The sequence below is a fragment of the Streptomyces sp. NRRL B-1347 genome (assembly GCF_000720325.1).
Lineage (GTDB): Bacteria > Actinomycetota > Actinomycetes > Streptomycetales > Streptomycetaceae > Streptomyces.
The window spans coordinates 62,176-78,380 of record NZ_JOJM01000023.1; the positions used below are offsets into that span (position 1 = coordinate 62,176).

Below are 16,205 nucleotides of genomic sequence, written 5' to 3' on the forward strand. Positions count from 1 at the left end.
GCGCCCGCCGCACCCCCTGGCGCGGGCCCTTCCTCTCCCTTGGAGGGCACGGTAGGGGCCGGGCACCGAGAGTGTCCACGCCGCGCGACAAGGCGGCCGTGCCGGAGTACTATCCGCGCTCCTGCTCCCGGCCGCGCACCGCGTCGAGCCGGGTCGGCGGCAGGAACTCCCGTACGTACGTGCGCTCCCAGCACGCGCCCGTCGCGCGCAGCTCGCGCCACGTCGTGTAGCGGTAGCGGTAGAGGCGGGCCCGCACGTACCGCGGCGGCCGGTCCGGGAAGGGGCAGCGGCGCAGCAGCCGCAGGGTGTCCCGGTCGCCCTCCAGGAGGCGCTCCACCAGCGGCCCGAACCAGGCGCGCGCGTACGCGGGGGAGAGCCCGGCGAACCACATCAGCCAGTCGAGCCGCAGATGGTACGGCGCGAACTGGCGCGGCCAGCGGCGCGGGTCGCCCGGCTTGCCCCTGAACTCGTACTCCCGCCACACGGAGTCGCGCCGCGGCGCCTCGTCCGCCGTGCCCTCGATCACCACCTCCTGGCGCACCCGGCTGACGCTGCCGAACGCGCCGTAGGTGTTGACCAGGTGCAGCGGATCGAAGGAGGTGTTCATGATCTGCCGCCGGGACAGCATGTTGCGCGCCGGGCGGTGGCTCAGGCCGAGCAGCGCGGCGGTGACGGCGATGACCAGGACCTCGTACCAGAGCGGGGGAGCGGCGAGGCGGTCCGGCGGGTCCGCCGCTGCGCCGAGCAAGAGGCGGAAGTCGACGGCGGACAGGGCGAGCGCGACCGTCAGCCAGTTCAGCCAGGAGAAGTTCCCGGAGAGCACCAGCCACAGCTGGGTGACGACCATCAGGCAGGCGGCGCCCGTGGCCACCGGCTGCGGGGTGAACAGGAGGATCGGCACGACGAGTTGGGTGACGTGGTTGGCCGCGGCCTCCACGCGGTGCAGTGGCCGCGGCAGCCGGTGGAAGAACCAGCTCAGCGGCCCCGGCATCGGCTGGGTCTCGTGGTGGAAGTACAGACAGGTGAGCCGCCGCCAGCAGGCGTCCCCGCGCATCTTGATCAGGCCCGCGCCGAACTCGACGCGGAAGAGGACCCAGCGCAGCAGGAACAGGACGAGGACCGGCGGCCCGACGTCGTCGCCCGCCAGGAACACGGCGAGGAAGCCGACTTCGAGGAGCAGCGACTCCCAGCCGAAGGCGTACCAGGTCTGCCCCACGTTCACGACGGACTGGTACAGCACCCACAGCAGCAGCCAGAGCGCCATCGCGGCCCCCAGCGGAAGCCATCCGTCCGCGCCCGCGAGGAGCGCCGCGGAGACCGCGCAGCCCGCCCAGGCGCAGCCCGCGAAGAACCGGTCCGAGTAGTGCAGCTGGAACAGGCTCGGCGCCGCGCGGAACGGCACCCGCGCCACGTACCGGGGCACCGGCAGCATGCCGCGCTCGCCGATGAGCGCGCGGAACTGCAGCGCCGCGCCGAGGAAGGCGACGAGGTAGACCGCGGCGAGCGCCCGCTGGAAGACCAGGCGGCTCAGCCAGTAGCCGTCCGCCGTGAACCACTCCACCTCCCCATTGTGACGCTGAGTGAGCCGACGGTCGCGTCGGCGGGGTCACCGCGACCGCGCCACGAGCCCCGTCTCGTACGCGATGATCACCAGCTGCACCCGGTCGCGGGCGTCGAGCTTGGCGAGCAGCCGGGTCACGTACGTCTTCGCGGTGGCGACGCTGATGGTCAGGCGCTCGGCGATCTCGGTGTTGGACAGACCGCCGCCCACGAGGGTCAGGACCTCGCGCTCCCGGTCGGTGATGGCGCCGATCCGCGGCGGCTCCGGCTCGGGGACGGCGGCCGGGCGCTCCGCGAACTCCTTGATGAGGCGGCCGGTGACGCTCGGCGCGATCAGGCCGTCTCCGGCGGCGACGACGCGCACCGCGCCCAGGATGTCGTCCAGGGCCATGTCCTTGACGAGGAACCCGGAGGCACCGGCGCGCAGCGCCCCGTACACGTAGTCGTCGTCATCGAACGTCGTCAGGACCACGACCCGGGCCGCGGAACCCGACGCCGTGATCCGCGCGGTGGCCTCGATGCCGTCCGTGCCGGGCATGCGGATGTCCATCACGACGACGTCCGGCGCCAGTTCCCCGGCGAGCCGCACCGCCTCCGCGCCGTCCCCGGCCTCGCCGACGACTTCAAGGTCGTCGGCCTGGGCGATGACCATGCTCAGGGCCGTCCGCACCAGGGGCTGGTCGTCGACGAGCAGGACGCGGACCGTCATCGCGCACCCACGGGGACCGGAAGGCGCGCCGCGACCCGGAAGCCCCCACCGGGGCACGGCCGGGCCGAGAACTCGCCGTGCAACAGGCTCACCCGCTCCCGCATGCCGAGCAGTCCGTAGCCGGAGCCCTGACCGTCCATCGCGCCGGTGCCCTTCCCCTCGTCGACCACTTCGATCCGCAGCTCCTTGGGCTGCCGCTCCACGGTCACCCGGCAGGACGCGGTGCCCGCGTGCCGCACCACGTTGGTGACCGCCTCCTGGATGATCCGGTACGCCGACACGTCGACCTCCGGCGGCAGCGGCCGGGGCGGGCCGAGCCAGCGCACGTCGACGCGGACCCCGGCGGCCGTCGTGCGGGCGGCGAGCCGGTTGACGTCCGCGAGCCCCGGGCTTGGATCGAGCGGCGCCGCGCCGCCGGGCGCGCCCGGCTCGGCCTGCCGCAGCGCGCCGAGCATCCGGCGCAGCCCCGACAGGGTGTCGCGGCTCGCGGTCTCCACCGCCCCGAGGGCGTCGCGCGCCAGCTCCGGCCGGGTGTCGATGACGCGCCGTGCGGCACCGGCCTGGAGGGCGACGATGCCGATGGTGTGCGCGACCATGTCGTGCAACTCGCGCGCGATCCGCAGCCGTTCGGCGGTGACCGCCTGCGCGGCCGCCTGGGCGCGCACCTGCTCGGCGTGCGCGCGGGACTCGTGCGTCGCCCGGCCGAGCAGCCAGGCGATGACGGCGGTGAGCGCCACGGTCAGCTCGGCGGAGGTGCCGACGACCCAGCCGCACAGCAGGCGCACGGCGAGGTACGCGGCCAGCGTGCCGAGCGCGAGCGCGAGCGCGACGGCCCCCGTGCGCCGCGGCCGGGACGACGCCACGAAGTACAGCGCCACGTCGACCGCGAGGAACTGGAGCAGCGGGATCTCGCCCACGCTCAGCGGCATCGCCCCGAGCGCGGAACCGGCGAGCAGCAGCGTGAGGCCCCGCAGCGGGCGGCGTTCGATGCGGACGCAGCCCGCGAGGGTGACGGCGGTGGCGAGGGCGAGGGTCACCATGCCGTCCCACCGGAACAGCAGCACGCCCGGCCAGACGGACGGCTCCGACTCGCCGGGGAGCCGGAACCGGAAGAGGAAGGTGAGCGCCGAGCCCGCGCACCAGGCGAGCGCCATCCAGGTGGCCGGGGAATGGCGCTTGAGCAGGGGCGGAGCCGGTGTCGCGGACATGCCCGGAATGGTAGCCAGATGATCGGCGGCGGGCATCGGACCAGGGGTGTACAACCCCGGTCGACACCGGTGCGCCGCCGAGTGTCAGCCCTGGTCCGATGCCGGACGCCCCCTGTCCGCGGGAGCGTTGTCCCCATGATCGAAGTCATGGACCTGACGAAGCGGTACGGCCCCACCACGGCCGTCGACGACCTGACGTTCAGCGTGCGCCCCGGTCGCGTCACGGGGTTCCTCGGGCCGAACGGCGCGGGCAAGTCCACCACCCTGCGGATGATCCTCGGCCTGAACGACCCGACGTCGGGCACCGTCTCCGTGGGCGGCCGCGCCTTCCGCGAACGGCCGCGGGGCCTGCGACACGTGGGCGCGCTGCTCGACGCGGGGGACGTGCACGGCGGCCGCACCGCCGCCGCGCACCTGGCGGTCCTCGCCCGCTCCAACCGCATCCCGCGCCGCCGCGTCGACGAGGTCCTCGCCGACGTCGGCCTCACCGGTGCGGCCCGGCGCCGCGTCGGCGGCTTCTCGCTCGGCATGAAGCAGCGCGTGGGCATCGCCGCCGCGCTGCTCGGCGACCCGCCGGTGCTGCTGTTCGACGAGCCGCTCAACGGCCTCGACCCGGAGGGCGTGCTGTGGGTGCGCGGCCTGTTCCGGCGCCTGGCCGACGAGGGCCGCACCGTCTTCGTCTCCAGCCATCTGATGTCCGAGATGGAGCACACCGCCGACGACCTCGTCGTCATCGGGCGCGGGCGGCTCATCGCGGCCGAGAGTCTGGAGCGGTTCGCGGCCCGCGGCACCGGAGCGGGCGTGAGCGTGCGCACGCCCCGCGCGGCCGACCTCGCGGAGATGCTGACCGCCGAGGGCGCGCGCGTGCTGCGGGACGGTGCCCGGCTGACTGTGACCGGCCTCGACGCGGGGCGGATCGGCGACCTGGCCTGCCGGCACGCCCTGCCGCTGCACGAACTGGTGGCACGCCAGGCCTCCCTGGAGGACGCCTTCATGGAACTCACCGCCGACAGCGCCGAATTCCGTACGGGAGAGACCCGATGACCGCGCATCTGACCCTGCCCCGCGACGTCGCCGCCGAGGCGACCGCCGAGCCCGCCGCCCGCTTCCGCGACCTGCTCGCCGCCGAGTGGCTCAAGCTGTGGTCGCTGCGCTCCACCCCGTGGACGTACGCCGTCGTGTTCCTCGCCGTCGTGGGCTTCAACGCCGGGACGGCCTACGACACCTACCGCTACTGGACGAGCCGCGACGCGGCGAGCCGGGCGGACTTCATCCGGGACGGCATGTCGCTCCAGCACGCCTTCACCGGCAACGCGGCCACGATCCTCCTGCTCGCGGCCGGAGCGCTCGGCGCCGTCACGGTGACCGGCGAGTACGGCACCGGTCTGATCCGCACGACGTTCGCGGCCGTGCCCGCGCGCCGCTCCGTGATGGCGGCCAAGGCGGCCGTCCTGGCCGCGGTCATGACCCTGCTCGGCGCGCTGATCGCGGTGACCTCCTTCGCCGCCACCCAGGCCATCCTGTCCGGACGCGGCCTCGGCGTCCCCTTCGACCACCCCGGCGCCGTCCGCGTCCTCGCGGCCTCGGCGCTGCTGCTGCCCGTGGGCGCGCTCACCGGCATGGCGATCGGCACGCTGGTGCGGCACACGGGCACGACGATCGTCCTGGGCGTCGCCACGCTCCTCATCCTGCCCGTGGTCTTCAGCTCCGACCGGTACTGGTCCGCGCTCGTGTCGCACGCGATGCCGCTGGAGGCCTGGCAGCGCCTCACCCAGCCGGCCACCTTCCAGACCCCCTTCCCGTGGTCGACGGGCGGCGCGTGGACGGTGTACGCGGCGTGGGCCCTGGCGGCCGTCCTGATCACGGTGGCGGGGGTGCACCGCAGGGACCAGTGACCGGGGCGGTCAGCGGGACGGGCGCCGCGGCGCCCCCGCCCCGCCGCCCGCGCTCTCGGCCCGGCGCACGCCCCCTGCTCGCCCACCGCACGTGCCTGGTCACCGCGAGGCGCCCGGGGGCAGCGTCCGCTCGGCCCGGGCTGCCGCCCCGCCCGACACGCTGCCCGCACGCGGGCGCGTTCCGCTTGCGCCCCCGCCCCGGGCCCGGCCCGCCGCGCGTGTCGCATCTGCCCGGTCGCCGCGAGGCGTTGGCGGCAGCTTCCTCCGCTCGGTCCGGGCTGCCGCCCCGCCCGGGGCGCCGCCCGCACACGGGTGTATTCCACCCGCACGTGGATGGGTTGCGCCCCCGCCCTGCCGCCCGCGTTCCCCGGCCCACCTGGGCCTCGCCCCGCCCCGGGCCCGGTCCGCCGCGTGTGTCGGATCTGCCTGGTCGCCGCGAGGTGTTGGCGGCAGCTTCCTCCGCTCGGCCCGGGCTGCCGTTCCGTCCGGGGCGCTGCCCGCGCGCGGGTGCGTTCCGCCTGCGCCCCCGCCGCCCGCGTGCCCCGGTCCGTCCGCCTGGGCCCCTCGCCCCTGCCCCGCCTGGCCCCCGCCCCGCCCCCGGGGCCCCGTTCCGCTTGCGGGTCGTTCGGTGGTGGTTCAGACAATAGGGGGCAATCTGCCCGGCGACCGGCGGGAGACACCCGTGCGCGCAACGCTCCGCACCTACGCGACGACCTTCGCGATAGCCACGGCCCTGGCGGCCGCGGGCTGCTCCGGGGACGGCGACGACACCACCAAGGACACGGCCGACAGCGGGCGCGAGCTGTTCCTCCAGCCCGTCGCCGCCCAGGGCCCCGACCCGTTCACCGCGTCCACCGCCAGGGCCGCCGCGAGCCCCCCGCCCGTCACCCGTTCGCCGCAGCCCTCGCCCACCGGCTCGGCCTCGCCCACCGACCAGGGCCTGCGCTCCCTCGCGGGCGGCACGCCCGGCCTCTACGGCGGCACGCACCGGATCGGCAGCTGCGACGTCGGCCAGCAGATCCGCTTCCTGACCGCCGACTCCGCCAAGGCCGACGCCTTCGCCGAGGCATCGGGCATCGCGCGGAACGGCATCCCGGCGTATCTGCGCGGCCTCACCCCCGTCGTGCTGCGCGCCGACACCCGCGTCACCAACCACGGCTATCGCGAAGGCCACGCCACCGGCTACCAGTCCGTGCTCCAGGCGGGCACCGCCGTCCTCGTCGACGACCGCGGCCTGCCCCGGGTGCGCTGCGCCTGCGGCAACCCGTTGAAGCCGCCGGTCGCCTTCCGGCAGGCCCCGCGCCACAGCGGCAGCCCCTGGAGCGGCTACCGGCCCACCCAGGTGATCGTCGTGACCCCGGCGCCCCGCCCGATCACCCACATCACGATCATCAACATCGTCAACAACACCTGGATCGAGCGGAAGACCGGCGACGAGGACGGCGGCGACGACCGCCCCGTACCGCCCCCGGACCCGACCCCCACCGATTCCACCGACCCCACCGATTCCACCGATTCCACCGATCCCACCGACTCCACGGACCCGACCTCGCCCGACGAGACGACGCCCGACGAGACCACTCCGGACGAGACCAGCCAGGACCCCGACCCCGCCGGCTCGGACGGGAGCCTGGAGCCCGACGGCACCGACGAGGGCACCACCCCCGGCGAGGACACCACGTCCACCGACTGCCCCACGCCCGGCCTGCCGACCCCCGAGGACGCCCTCCCGCTCCCGCCCGGCTGCCCCTCGCCCACCGACCCCCTGGAGCCGGACACGGCACCGCCGCCCGGCCAGGACACCGGGCCCGGCGTCGGCCCCGAGACGGAGCCCGACGTACCGGGGCTTCCCGAAGGACCCACCGGCCCCGACTCCTTCCCCGGGTGACCCGGCGATGACCCCCGAAGACCGCTCCCACCAGGGACGACGCCGTGCACATGCGGCCGTCCCCGGCTGCGCCTAGCGTGGGCCCATGGACGCGGGCACGGAAGGTGTCGTGGCGGCCATGCGGCGCTGCTGCGGCGGCTCCGCATCCGCCGCCACCTGCTGTTTCCTCGCCAAGTACGGTCCCGGACTGGGCATGGGCAGCTTCGACTGGGACCTCGGCAGCCGGCAGCTGTTCATGGACGAGGAAGCGCTCGCCCTGTTCGACGTGAGCCCCGAGGAGTTCGACAACCGGCCCGAGAGCCTCGCCGGGCGTGTGCTGCCCGTCGAGGCCCACCGCCTGGACAGCCAGGTCTCGCACGCCATGAAGGACGGCAGCCTCAACTACGGCGCGTACTTCCGCGTCCGCCGCCGCGACGGCACCCTGCGCTGGACCCACACCCAGGGCCACATCCTGCGCGACGCCACCGGCATCCCGCTGCGCATCGTCGGCATCGTGCGCGACGCCACGCGCGAGCTCAGCGACAGCACGGCCCACCGCGAACACGTCGAGGCCGAGGCGGACCGGCGCCGCCGCACGAGCATCGTGCAGAACACCACGGCGGCCCTCGCCCACGCCCGGACCGTCGCCGACGTCATCGACGTCCTCAAGGACAAGCACGGCCTGGCCAACCTCGGCGCGTCGAACATCGTCATGGGCCTCGTCGAGTCCGGGCGGATCCGCCTCGTCGCCGAGGGCCCTTCGGGCAGTTACGTGCCCGGCACCCGCGTCACCCGGGTCGACGAGCCGTACCCGATGAGCGAGACCGTGCGCACGCTCTCGCCGCGCTTCATCGAGTCGCCGGACGACTTCGCGTCCTCGTACCCGATCCTGTGGCCGCACATCGAGCACCTGGGCATCACCGCGGCCGCCTATCTGCCGCTGATCGCACAGGCCCGGCCGATCGGCGCGCTCGGCCTGCTCTACCAGGACAGGACCGGCTTCACCGAGGAGGAGCGCAACGTCATCGTGGCGCTCGGCAGCAGCATCGCGCAGAGCCTCCAGCGCGCCATGTTCTACGAACAGGAGAAGGACCTCGCGCAGGGCCTCCAGCAGGCCATGCTGCCGCGCACCATCCCCGGCGTGCCCGGCGCCGACATCGCCGTGCGCTACCGCAGCGCGGCGCTCGGCCGCGACGTCGGCGGCGACTGGTACGACGTCATCCCGCTGCCCGGCGGCCGCGTGGGCGCCGTCATCGGCGACGTACAGGGCCACGACACGCACGCCGCCGCCGTCATGGGCCAGCTGCGCATCGTGCTGCGCGCGTACGCCGCCGAGGGCCACACCCCCGCCACCGTGGTGGCCCGCGCCTCCGGCTTCCTGCACGAGCTGGACACCGACCGCTTCGCCACCTGTCTGTACGCCGAGGCCGACCTGTCCACCGGCGTGGTCCAGCTGGTGCGCGCCGGGCACATCGACCCGCTGCGCCAGCTCACCGACGGCACCTGCCGCCGGGTCCCCGTCGACGGCGGCCTGCCGCTCGGCCTCTCCGCCGAGTTCGGGCGGCTCGACTACCCCGTCACGACCCTCGAACTCGACCCCGGGCAGACCCTGTTGCTCTACACCGACGGCCTCGTCGAGGAGCCGGGGGCCGACCTCGACGACGGCAACCGCGCGCTCGCCGAACTGGTCAGCACCGGCCCGCGCGACCTGGAGCACCTCGCCGACCTGCTGTGCGGCCGCGTCGACGACGGCCGGGGCGACGACGACGCGGCGCTGCTCCTGCTGCGCCGCGTCGCGGTGGACGCGCCGCGCTCCGGCGGACGGCTCCAGCAGCACGTCGCGCCCGGTGACCCCGAAGGGCTCGCGGAGGCCCGGCACATGATCCGCGCGGCCGTCCGCGCCTGGGGCGCGCGCGGCCGGGCCGACGAGATCGAGCTCGCCGCCGACGAGCTGATCACCAACGCCCTCATGCACACCGACGGGCCCGCCATCGTCACCCTGCGCGTCGTCACCGGCGCCGACCGGCGGCTGCGCGTCGACGTCGAGGACTCCTCCAGCGCGCTGCCGCGGCTGCGCGAGGCGTCCGACGACGGCGTCTCGGGGCGCGGCCTGCTGCTCGTGGACCGGCTCGCGGACGTGTGGGGCGTGGACTCGCGGGGGAGCGGCAAGTGCGTGTGGTGCGAGTTCCTCGTCCCGGCGCGGGGCACGGCCTGACGGGCGTGAAGGAGATCACAGCGCCTGCCTGTCACGGTTTCCCGCTGCGGCGTGTCTCGATGGGTGGTCAGCAAAGGAGCCGCGCCGCACGGCCGGTCAGGAGGGGAGCCGCATGGCCGAGGACGCCTTCACCGCACACCGCCCGCTGCTGTTCACCATCGCCTACGAGATGCTGGGCAGCGCCGACGACGCCGAGGACGTGCTCCAGGAGAGCTATCTGCGCTGGCGCGCGGTCGACCCGGCGGACGTCGAGCACCCGCGCGCCTACCTGGTCCGCGTGGTGACCCGGCAGGCCCTCAACCACCTGCGCTCGGTGCGGGCGCGGCGCGAGGACTACGTCGGCCCGTGGTTGCCCGAGCCGATTCGCACCGCGCCCGAGGTGAGCGACGACGCGATCCTGGCCGAGTCGGTGTCGATGGCCATGATGCTGGTCCTGGAGACCCTGAACCCCACCGAGCGCGCGGTGTTCGTGCTGCACGACGTGTTCGGCTACCCGCACGGCGAGATCGCCGCGTCGATCGGCAAGACCGAGGTCACCGTGCGGCAGATCGCCCACCGCGCCCGCCGCCACGTGCACGCGCGGCGGCGCCGCTTCGAGCCCGGTTCCGCCGCGACCCGGGACGTCGTCCGGCGCTTCCTGCACGCGACGGCCGGGGGCGCGGTCCAGCCGCTGATGGACGTGCTCGCGCCCGACGTCGTGGTGCTCTCCGACGGCGGCGGCAAGGTCTCCGCCGCCCGTCGCCCGATCACCGGCCGCGAGGACGTCGCCCGGTTCGCCCTCGGCGTGGCCCGCGCGGGCACCGACACGACCAGCTTCGAGCACGCCACGTACAACGGCATGCCCGCGGCCCGGTTCGTCGTCGACGGCGCGCTCGACTGGCTCCTCGCCTTCGAGATCCACGACGGCCGGATCACCGGCCTGTACGGCGTGCGCAACCCCGACAAGCTGCACCGCGCCGAAACGGTGCGCGTCCTCGACAGGGGAGAGCGGACCGGCGCCGGGTGACCGGGCGCGGATGCAGCGCGCGCTCAGGGGCGTGAAGATGCTGGCAGGGGCGCACGGCGTGACGAGAGGTGAGCGATGCCGGAACTGCCGGAGGTCGAGGCCCTGCGGGAGTTCCTCGACGCAGAGCTGACCGGGCACGAGATCGTCCGCGTGCTGCCCGTCGCGGTGAGCGTCCTGAAGACGTACGACCCGCCGGTGACGGCGCTCGAAGGCCGGACCGTCACCGGTGTGGCCCGCTACGGCAAGTTCCTGTCCGTCGACGCGGACGGCCTGTGCCTGGTCACGCATCTGGCGCGGGCGGGCTGGCTGCGCTGGCAGGACCCGCTGCCCAGCGGCGTGCCCCGGCCCGGCAAGGGCCCGCTGGCGCTGCGCGTGGCCCTGGCGACCGGCGCGGGCTTCGACCTGACGGAGGCGGGCACGCAGAAGCGCCTCGCGGTGTACGTGACGGACGCGCCCGCCGCGCTCCCCGGCATCGCCCGGCTCGGCCCCGACCCGCTGGCAGCCGACTTCGGCGCGGACCGCCTGGCGGAGCTCCTCGCCGCCGAACCGCGGCAGCTCAAGGGCGCGCTGCGCGACCAGAGCCTGATCGCGGGCATCGGCAACGCCTACAGCGACGAGATCCTGCACGCGGCCCGCATGTCCCCCTTCAAGCGCGCCGACCGTCTCACCGCCGAGGAGACGAGCCGTCTGTACGCCGCCCTGCGCGCCACCCTCGGCGAGGCCCTGGCCCGCGCCCACGGCCTGGCCGCCGCCGGTCTGAAGGCGGAGAAGAAGTCGGGCCTGCGCGTCCACGGCCGCACCGGCGAGCCGTGCCCGGTCTGCGGCGACACCATCCGCGAGGTGTCCTTCGCGGACTCGTCCCTCCAGTACTGCCCGACGTGCCAGACGGGCGGCAAGCCCCTGGCCGACCGCCGCATGTCGCGGCTCCTGAAGTAGCCCGGAGCGGCCCCGGGGGAGAGGCAACCCCGGTCCCCTGTGCCGGGGTTGCCCCACGTCAGTGGGGGCGCAGGGTGAGCAGCCTGGCACCGCCCGCGGCCCGTACCTCGAAGCGTGCGATGCGGTCCGGGCCGAGCCCCGTGCCGCCGTGCGTGGTGAGCGCCCGTCCGTGGCCCCGCCAGGTCGTCACGGTCTCCTCGCCGCCGTCGACCCCGACGGCGACGAGCTCGCAGACGCGCCGCCCCGCCGTGTCCCGCACCCGGAGGTCGACCGCGGTGCCCCAGGCGTACGCGCGTGCGGTGAGCACGGCGGCCAGCTCGCCGCGCTCGTCGGTCGCGGCGGCGCGCAGCGGAGCGGGCCCTTCCGAGGTGAGCACGGCCGCGGCGGGGGCGGCGACGGCGAGTGCGAGAGCGGCCGCCGCGGCGCCGAGCCACCGCTTGCGCCGGACGCGCCGCGAGCGCGCGGCCTCGCCGAGGAGGCGGTCGAGCAGCAGCGGGCCGGGGGCGGGCGGCAGGGTGCGGCCGTGGGCGCGCAACATCCGCGCGGGCAGGGCGAGTTCGTCGACGATCGCCCGGCAGTGCGGGCAGTCCATGAGGTGGTCCTCGAAGCGGAACGCGTCCGCCCGGTCGAGGACGCCGAGCGCGTAGGCTCCGGCGTCGCGGTGCCGCTCCAGGGACCTCATGGCGTTCCTTGTCGGTGGGGGTGCTCCGTGCCTGCCCTTCCGTACGGGAACGGCCACCGAATCACTCAACGGGCGGGGCGCCACCCCCGGCGCCGACCGCGCGCGGCGCGGCACCGGTGGCGGCCGTGAAGGGCCCCGCCGGCGCCGCGCCGCGCGGCGGTCAGAACAGCTGGATCGCCAAATGGCCGAGCGGCAGGCCCAGCTGCCACGCCGGGGTCCACACCTTCGGCACGTCGTCCTCGCCGGGCCCGGGGCCGCCGCCGGGCACCGCGTCCAGGTCCGGGGCGAGCAGCTCGGTCTCCTCCAGCCAGCGCCACGCGGCCTCGGCGAGCACCAGGTCGGGCGCGGGGCCGCGCGCGGCCATCGCGTCCGCCGTGCGCCCGTCCATGCGCTCGCGCACCCAGTCCTGCCACTCCTTGTCGTGGGCCGTCAGGGACAGCCACGTCTCCAGTTGCGAGACCACGCGGATGCCGGACAGCTCACCGCGCGTGTCCGACAGGAAGATCGTGAGCGCGAGCGCGTCGCGCCCCGCCCGGTACTCGAACGACGTCGGTGGCATCAGGTCACCCGTGCGCAGCAGTTCGTCCGCGATGTACTCGGCGTACAGCCACGCCATCGGCACCGTCAGCTCGTCTCCGCTGGGGCCTCCGGTGCCGCCCGTGCTCTCGTGCAGCATCACGCTCCGCCTTCCTAGCTTTCCAGGCTCCGTGTGTGCGTCACCGGCTTCTGGCCCCCCAACCCGGAACACGGATGAGGCAAGACGATTACCCAACGGGGGTGCTGAGCAAGGCACTTTGCCGAGCCTTGACCATCCGTGCGGTTTCGTCGCAGGTCGGCGGCTCTGTGTTTTTCCGCTCAGATCACGCTGTGTTGAGGTCCGTTTCAGTGATACGGGCGGCATTGGTCCTTGACTGCTATCTGTCTTCCCTTCTGTATCTGTTTATCTGATTTCCCATCATATGTACCACCCTCATGGAAGACAGGCCGATGACACAGCGCACCCGGGCCGCCGCCCCGCACCCGCGGCCCTCCCGCCGGGCCCTGGCCCTCCTCGCGGCCGCCGTGGCCGCCGCCACCACGGCCTGCGGCGCCCCCGCCGCACCGGATCACGACGAGCGACGGGCCTCCCGGCAGCCCGCGCCCGCCCTGTCCGCGGCGGGCGGCAGCACCGGCGCGGCCCGCCCCTTCACGCTCGTCGCCTCCGGCGACGTCCTGCCGCACTCCTCGATCATCCGCAGGGCCCGTGCGGACGCGGGCGGCGACGGCTACGACTTCGCGCCGATGCTCGCGGGCGCCCGCCCCGTCGTCGCCCCGGCGGACCTGGCGATCTGTCACATGGAGACGGTGTACGGAGCGAACGGCGACTACACCGGCTACCCCACCTTCAAGTCCCCGCCACAGGTGGCCACCGGCCTCAAGGCGACCGGCTACGACTCCTGCTCCACCGCCTCCAACCACACCCTCGACGCCGGGACCCCCGGCATCCACCGCACCCTCGCGGCGCTCGACAAGGCCGGGATCAAGCACGCCGGGTCGGGCCGCACCGCCACCGAGGGCCGCTCGCCCGCCTGGCTGCGCGCGGGCGGCGCGAAGGTCGCCCAACTGGCGTACACGTACGGCACGAACGACATCCCGCTGCCCCAGGGCAGGCCCTGGTCGGTGAACCTCATCGACCGCGCGCGCATCGTCGCCGACGCGCGCGCCGCCCGGACGGCGGGCGCCGACGTGGTCGTCGTCTCGCTGCACTGGGGCTCCGAGTGGCAGGACGCGCCCGATGGCCAACAGCTGCGCCTGAGCCGCCAGTTGACGGCCTCGCGCACGGCGGGCCGCCCCGACGTCGACCTGATCCTCGGCACCCACGCCCACGTCCCGCAGGCGTACGAGAAGGTCAACGGCACCTGGGTCGTCTACGGCATGGGCGACCAGATCGCGGGCGACATGATCAACCACGCGGGCGCCCACGACCCGCGCGGCAACCAGGGCACCGTCGGCCGCTTCACCTTCGCCCCGCCCGGCGCGCCCGGCGGCCGCTGGGAGGTGACGAAGGCCGAGTTCGTCCCCCACTGGTTCGACACCGGGGCCGGACGCGTCGTCAACCTCAACGCCGCCCTGGACCGGGGCGCCGACGTACGGGACGTGCGCGACCGCATCCGCCGCGTCGTGCTGAGCCGCGGCGCCGCGAAGGACGGTCTGGTGATGGGGAAGTGAGGGCCGCCCCCTGAGGCCGGCGGGGCGTCGGCCCTCGCCCACGCGTCCGACGATTCCAGCCTCGGGGTGGCTTTTCACCGTCAATCACGGGTAAAGCCACCACCTCGGCGCCCGGTGATGGCTATGCAGGAAGGGTGGGGTACGTCCGGCGCCGCGCCGGTGCCACGCCTGACGGGAGGCCTGCCGGGTGAGCATGTCGATCAACGTGGCGTTCCTGCTGGCCGTCATCATCGTGCTGCGCGTGCGCGGCCACGCGCTGACCGGAGGGCGGCCGGGCGACCTGCTGATGGCGGGCGTCGTGCTGCTCTTCGTCGTGCTCGTCGTCCCGACCGACCTCGGGCAGTGGGTGGTGGACTCCGTGAGCGCCGTCGTCGGCGGGCTCACGGGCGCCGTCGTGGACCTCCTCACCCCCTGAGGGGGCTCACGCCACCGGTCCCGTGTCCCGGGGCTCGCCCCGCTCGCTCCGGGCGAGCTCCGACTTGCGGTACGAGTACGCGAAGTACACCACCAGGCCCACCGCGAACCACACCGCGAAGCGGACCCAGGTCTGCCACTCCAGGAACGTGATGAGCCAGATCGAGAAGACCACCCCGATCGCGGGCACCACCGGCATCCCCGGGCAGCGGAACGTGCGCGGCAGGTCGGGCTGCTTGTAGCGGAGCACGATCACCGCGACGCACACCACGACGAAGGCCAGCAGGATGCCGATGTTGGTCAACTCCGCCGCCTCGCCGATCGGCAGGAATCCGGCGATCGCGGCCGAGGCGAACCCGACGATCCACGTCACGCGCGTCGGCACGTGCCGCGTCGGGTGCGTCTTGGCGAACCACTTCGGAAGCAGCCCGTCGCGGCTCATCGAGAACCACACGCGCGTGCAGCCCAGCATGAACGTGAACATCACCGTGAGGATGCCGATGATCGCGCCCACCGCGATCACGTCCGCGAGCCCGCTGAGCCCCACCGCCTTGAACGCCGAGGAGAAGCCGCTCTCCGGGTCGATGTCCTTGTAGTCCTGCATGCCCGTCAGGACCAGGCAGGCGAGGACGTACAGGACCATCGAGATGGCCAGCGAGTACAGGATGGCCTTCGGCATGTGGCGCTGCGCGTCCTTGGACTCCTCGGCGGCCGTGCTCATCGCGTCGTACCCGAAGACCGCGAAGAACACCGTGGCCGCGCCCGTGAAGGCGCCGCTGACGCCGAACGGGAAGAACGGCGAGTAGTTGCCGGTCTCCACGTGGAAGAAGCCGATGCCGATGACGAGGAGGACGACGAACACCTTCAGGACCACGACGACCATCTCGAAGCGCGCCGCGTTCTTGATCCCGAGGGTGAGCATGTACGCGATGAACAGACACAGGACCGCGGCGAACAGGTCGACCTTGTGGCCGTCGCCGGTGCCGGGTGCGCCCAGCATCCAGTTGGGCAGGTCCGCGCCCATCTCGTTCAGCAGGAAGTTGAAGTACCCCGAGATGCCGATCGCGACCACCGCCACGATCGCGGTGTACTCGAGGAGCAGGTCCCAGCCGATGAACCAGCCGGTGATCTCGCCGAGCACCGCGTAGCCGTAGGTGTAGGCCGAGCCCGCCTTGGGGATCAGGCCCGCGAACTCCGCGTAGGAGAACGCCGCGGCGGCGCTGGCGACGCCCGCGATGAGGAACGAGATGAGGACCGCGGGCCCGGCCTTCTCGTTCGCGACGGTGCCGGCGAGCGTGAAGATCCCGGCGCCGATGATGCCGCCCACGCCGATCGCCGTGAGCTGCCACAGACCGAGGGTGCGAGTGAGCTGCGTGCCCGCGCCGCCCGCCTCGGTGGCTTCGATGTGCTCGATGGGCTTGCGCCGCAGGACGCCCTGCCCCATCCGTAGTCCGGCCATGAGCCTCACCTCTTCGCTGGCGGCGGTCGGCTGCTGGCGGATCATC

The 16,205-nt window shown here is 74.1% G+C and carries 14 protein-coding genes; 8 read left to right on the top strand and 6 right to left on the bottom strand.

Going from position 1 to position 16,205, the window contains the following annotated elements:
- Positions 1–109 precede the first annotated feature (109 nt).
- The 3 genes from IG74_RS0120760 to IG74_RS0120770 are packed head-to-tail and all read right to left on the bottom strand — an operon-like array spanning position 110 to position 3,477.
- A complete protein-coding gene (locus tag IG74_RS0120760) occupies positions 110–1,561 on the bottom strand; it encodes a lipase maturation factor family protein (RefSeq protein WP_030679205.1) in 1,452 nt (483 codons plus the stop codon).
- A 45-nt stretch (positions 1,562–1,606) separates the two neighbouring features.
- On the bottom strand, positions 1,607–2,269 hold the full coding sequence (locus IG74_RS0120765; protein WP_030679207.1) for a response regulator: 663 nt from the start codon (positions 2,267–2,269) through the stop codon (positions 1,607–1,609).
- Positions 2,266–3,477 (bottom strand): sensor histidine kinase, encoded by a 1,212-nt coding sequence (locus IG74_RS0120770; protein WP_030679209.1) that lies wholly within the window; start codon positions 3,475–3,477, stop codon positions 2,266–2,268. The genes IG74_RS0120765 and IG74_RS0120770 overlap by 4 nt, the downstream gene beginning before the upstream one ends.
- A gap of 135 nt (positions 3,478–3,612) precedes the next feature.
- Here IG74_RS0120770 and IG74_RS0120775 point away from each other — a divergent pair, with 135 nt between their 5' ends.
- The 6 genes from IG74_RS0120775 (at position 3,613) to IG74_RS0120800 (ending at position 11,396) form a co-directional block, all read left to right on the top strand.
- The gene (locus tag IG74_RS0120775) at positions 3,613–4,521 is read left to right on the top strand and encodes an ABC transporter ATP-binding protein (RefSeq protein ID WP_030679213.1); all 909 of its coding nucleotides are present in this window, start codon (positions 3,613–3,615) and stop codon (positions 4,519–4,521) included.
- Positions 4,518–5,372, top strand: coding sequence for an ABC transporter permease (locus tag IG74_RS0120780; RefSeq protein WP_030679217.1), 855 nt, complete (start codon positions 4,518–4,520; stop codon positions 5,370–5,372). The genes IG74_RS0120775 and IG74_RS0120780 overlap by 4 nt, the downstream gene beginning before the upstream one ends.
- 682 nt (positions 5,373–6,054) lie before the next feature.
- A complete protein-coding gene (locus IG74_RS46025; RefSeq protein WP_051855081.1) occupies positions 6,055–7,260 on the top strand; it encodes a DUF6777 domain-containing protein in 1,206 nt (401 codons plus the stop codon).
- An 85-nt stretch (positions 7,261–7,345) separates the two neighbouring features.
- Positions 7,346–9,454, top strand: coding sequence for a SpoIIE family protein phosphatase (locus IG74_RS0120790; RefSeq protein WP_030679222.1), 2,109 nt, complete (start codon positions 7,346–7,348; stop codon positions 9,452–9,454).
- Between the two features lie 112 nt (positions 9,455–9,566).
- Positions 9,567–10,460: an RNA polymerase sigma-70 factor gene (locus IG74_RS0120795; RefSeq protein WP_030679223.1), complete on the top strand. Its 894-nt coding sequence runs from the start codon at positions 9,567–9,569 to the stop codon at positions 10,458–10,460.
- A 75-nt stretch (positions 10,461–10,535) separates the two neighbouring features.
- Positions 10,536–11,396: an Fpg/Nei family DNA glycosylase gene (locus IG74_RS0120800; RefSeq protein WP_030679225.1), complete on the top strand. Its 861-nt coding sequence runs from the start codon at positions 10,536–10,538 to the stop codon at positions 11,394–11,396.
- 58 nt (positions 11,397–11,454) lie between these two features.
- Here the strand turns inward: IG74_RS0120800 and IG74_RS0120805 are convergent, their stop codons facing one another.
- Entirely contained in the window at positions 11,455–12,078 is a 624-nt protein-coding gene (locus IG74_RS0120805) for a zf-HC2 domain-containing protein (RefSeq protein ID WP_030679230.1), read from the bottom strand.
- 160 nt (positions 12,079–12,238) lie between these two features.
- Positions 12,239–12,754 (bottom strand): hypothetical protein, encoded by a 516-nt coding sequence (locus IG74_RS0120810; RefSeq protein WP_030679233.1) that lies wholly within the window; start codon positions 12,752–12,754, stop codon positions 12,239–12,241.
- A gap of 311 nt (positions 12,755–13,065) precedes the next feature.
- Between IG74_RS0120810 and IG74_RS0120815 the strand changes: the two genes are divergently transcribed.
- Together IG74_RS0120815 and IG74_RS0120820 are read left to right on the top strand one after the other, a co-directional pair.
- A complete protein-coding gene (locus IG74_RS0120815) occupies positions 13,066–14,286 on the top strand; it encodes a CapA family protein (RefSeq protein ID WP_030679237.1) in 1,221 nt (406 codons plus the stop codon).
- A 187-nt stretch (positions 14,287–14,473) separates the two neighbouring features.
- Entirely contained in the window at positions 14,474–14,701 is a 228-nt protein-coding gene (locus IG74_RS0120820) for a hypothetical protein (RefSeq protein ID WP_030679240.1), read from the top strand.
- Between the two features lie 6 nt (positions 14,702–14,707).
- Here the strand turns inward: IG74_RS0120820 and IG74_RS0120825 are convergent, their stop codons facing one another.
- The gene (locus IG74_RS0120825; RefSeq protein ID WP_030679242.1) at positions 14,708–16,159 is read right to left on the bottom strand and encodes an amino acid permease; all 1,452 of its coding nucleotides are present in this window, start codon (positions 16,157–16,159) and stop codon (positions 14,708–14,710) included.
- Between the last annotated feature and the right edge of the window lie 46 nt (positions 16,160–16,205).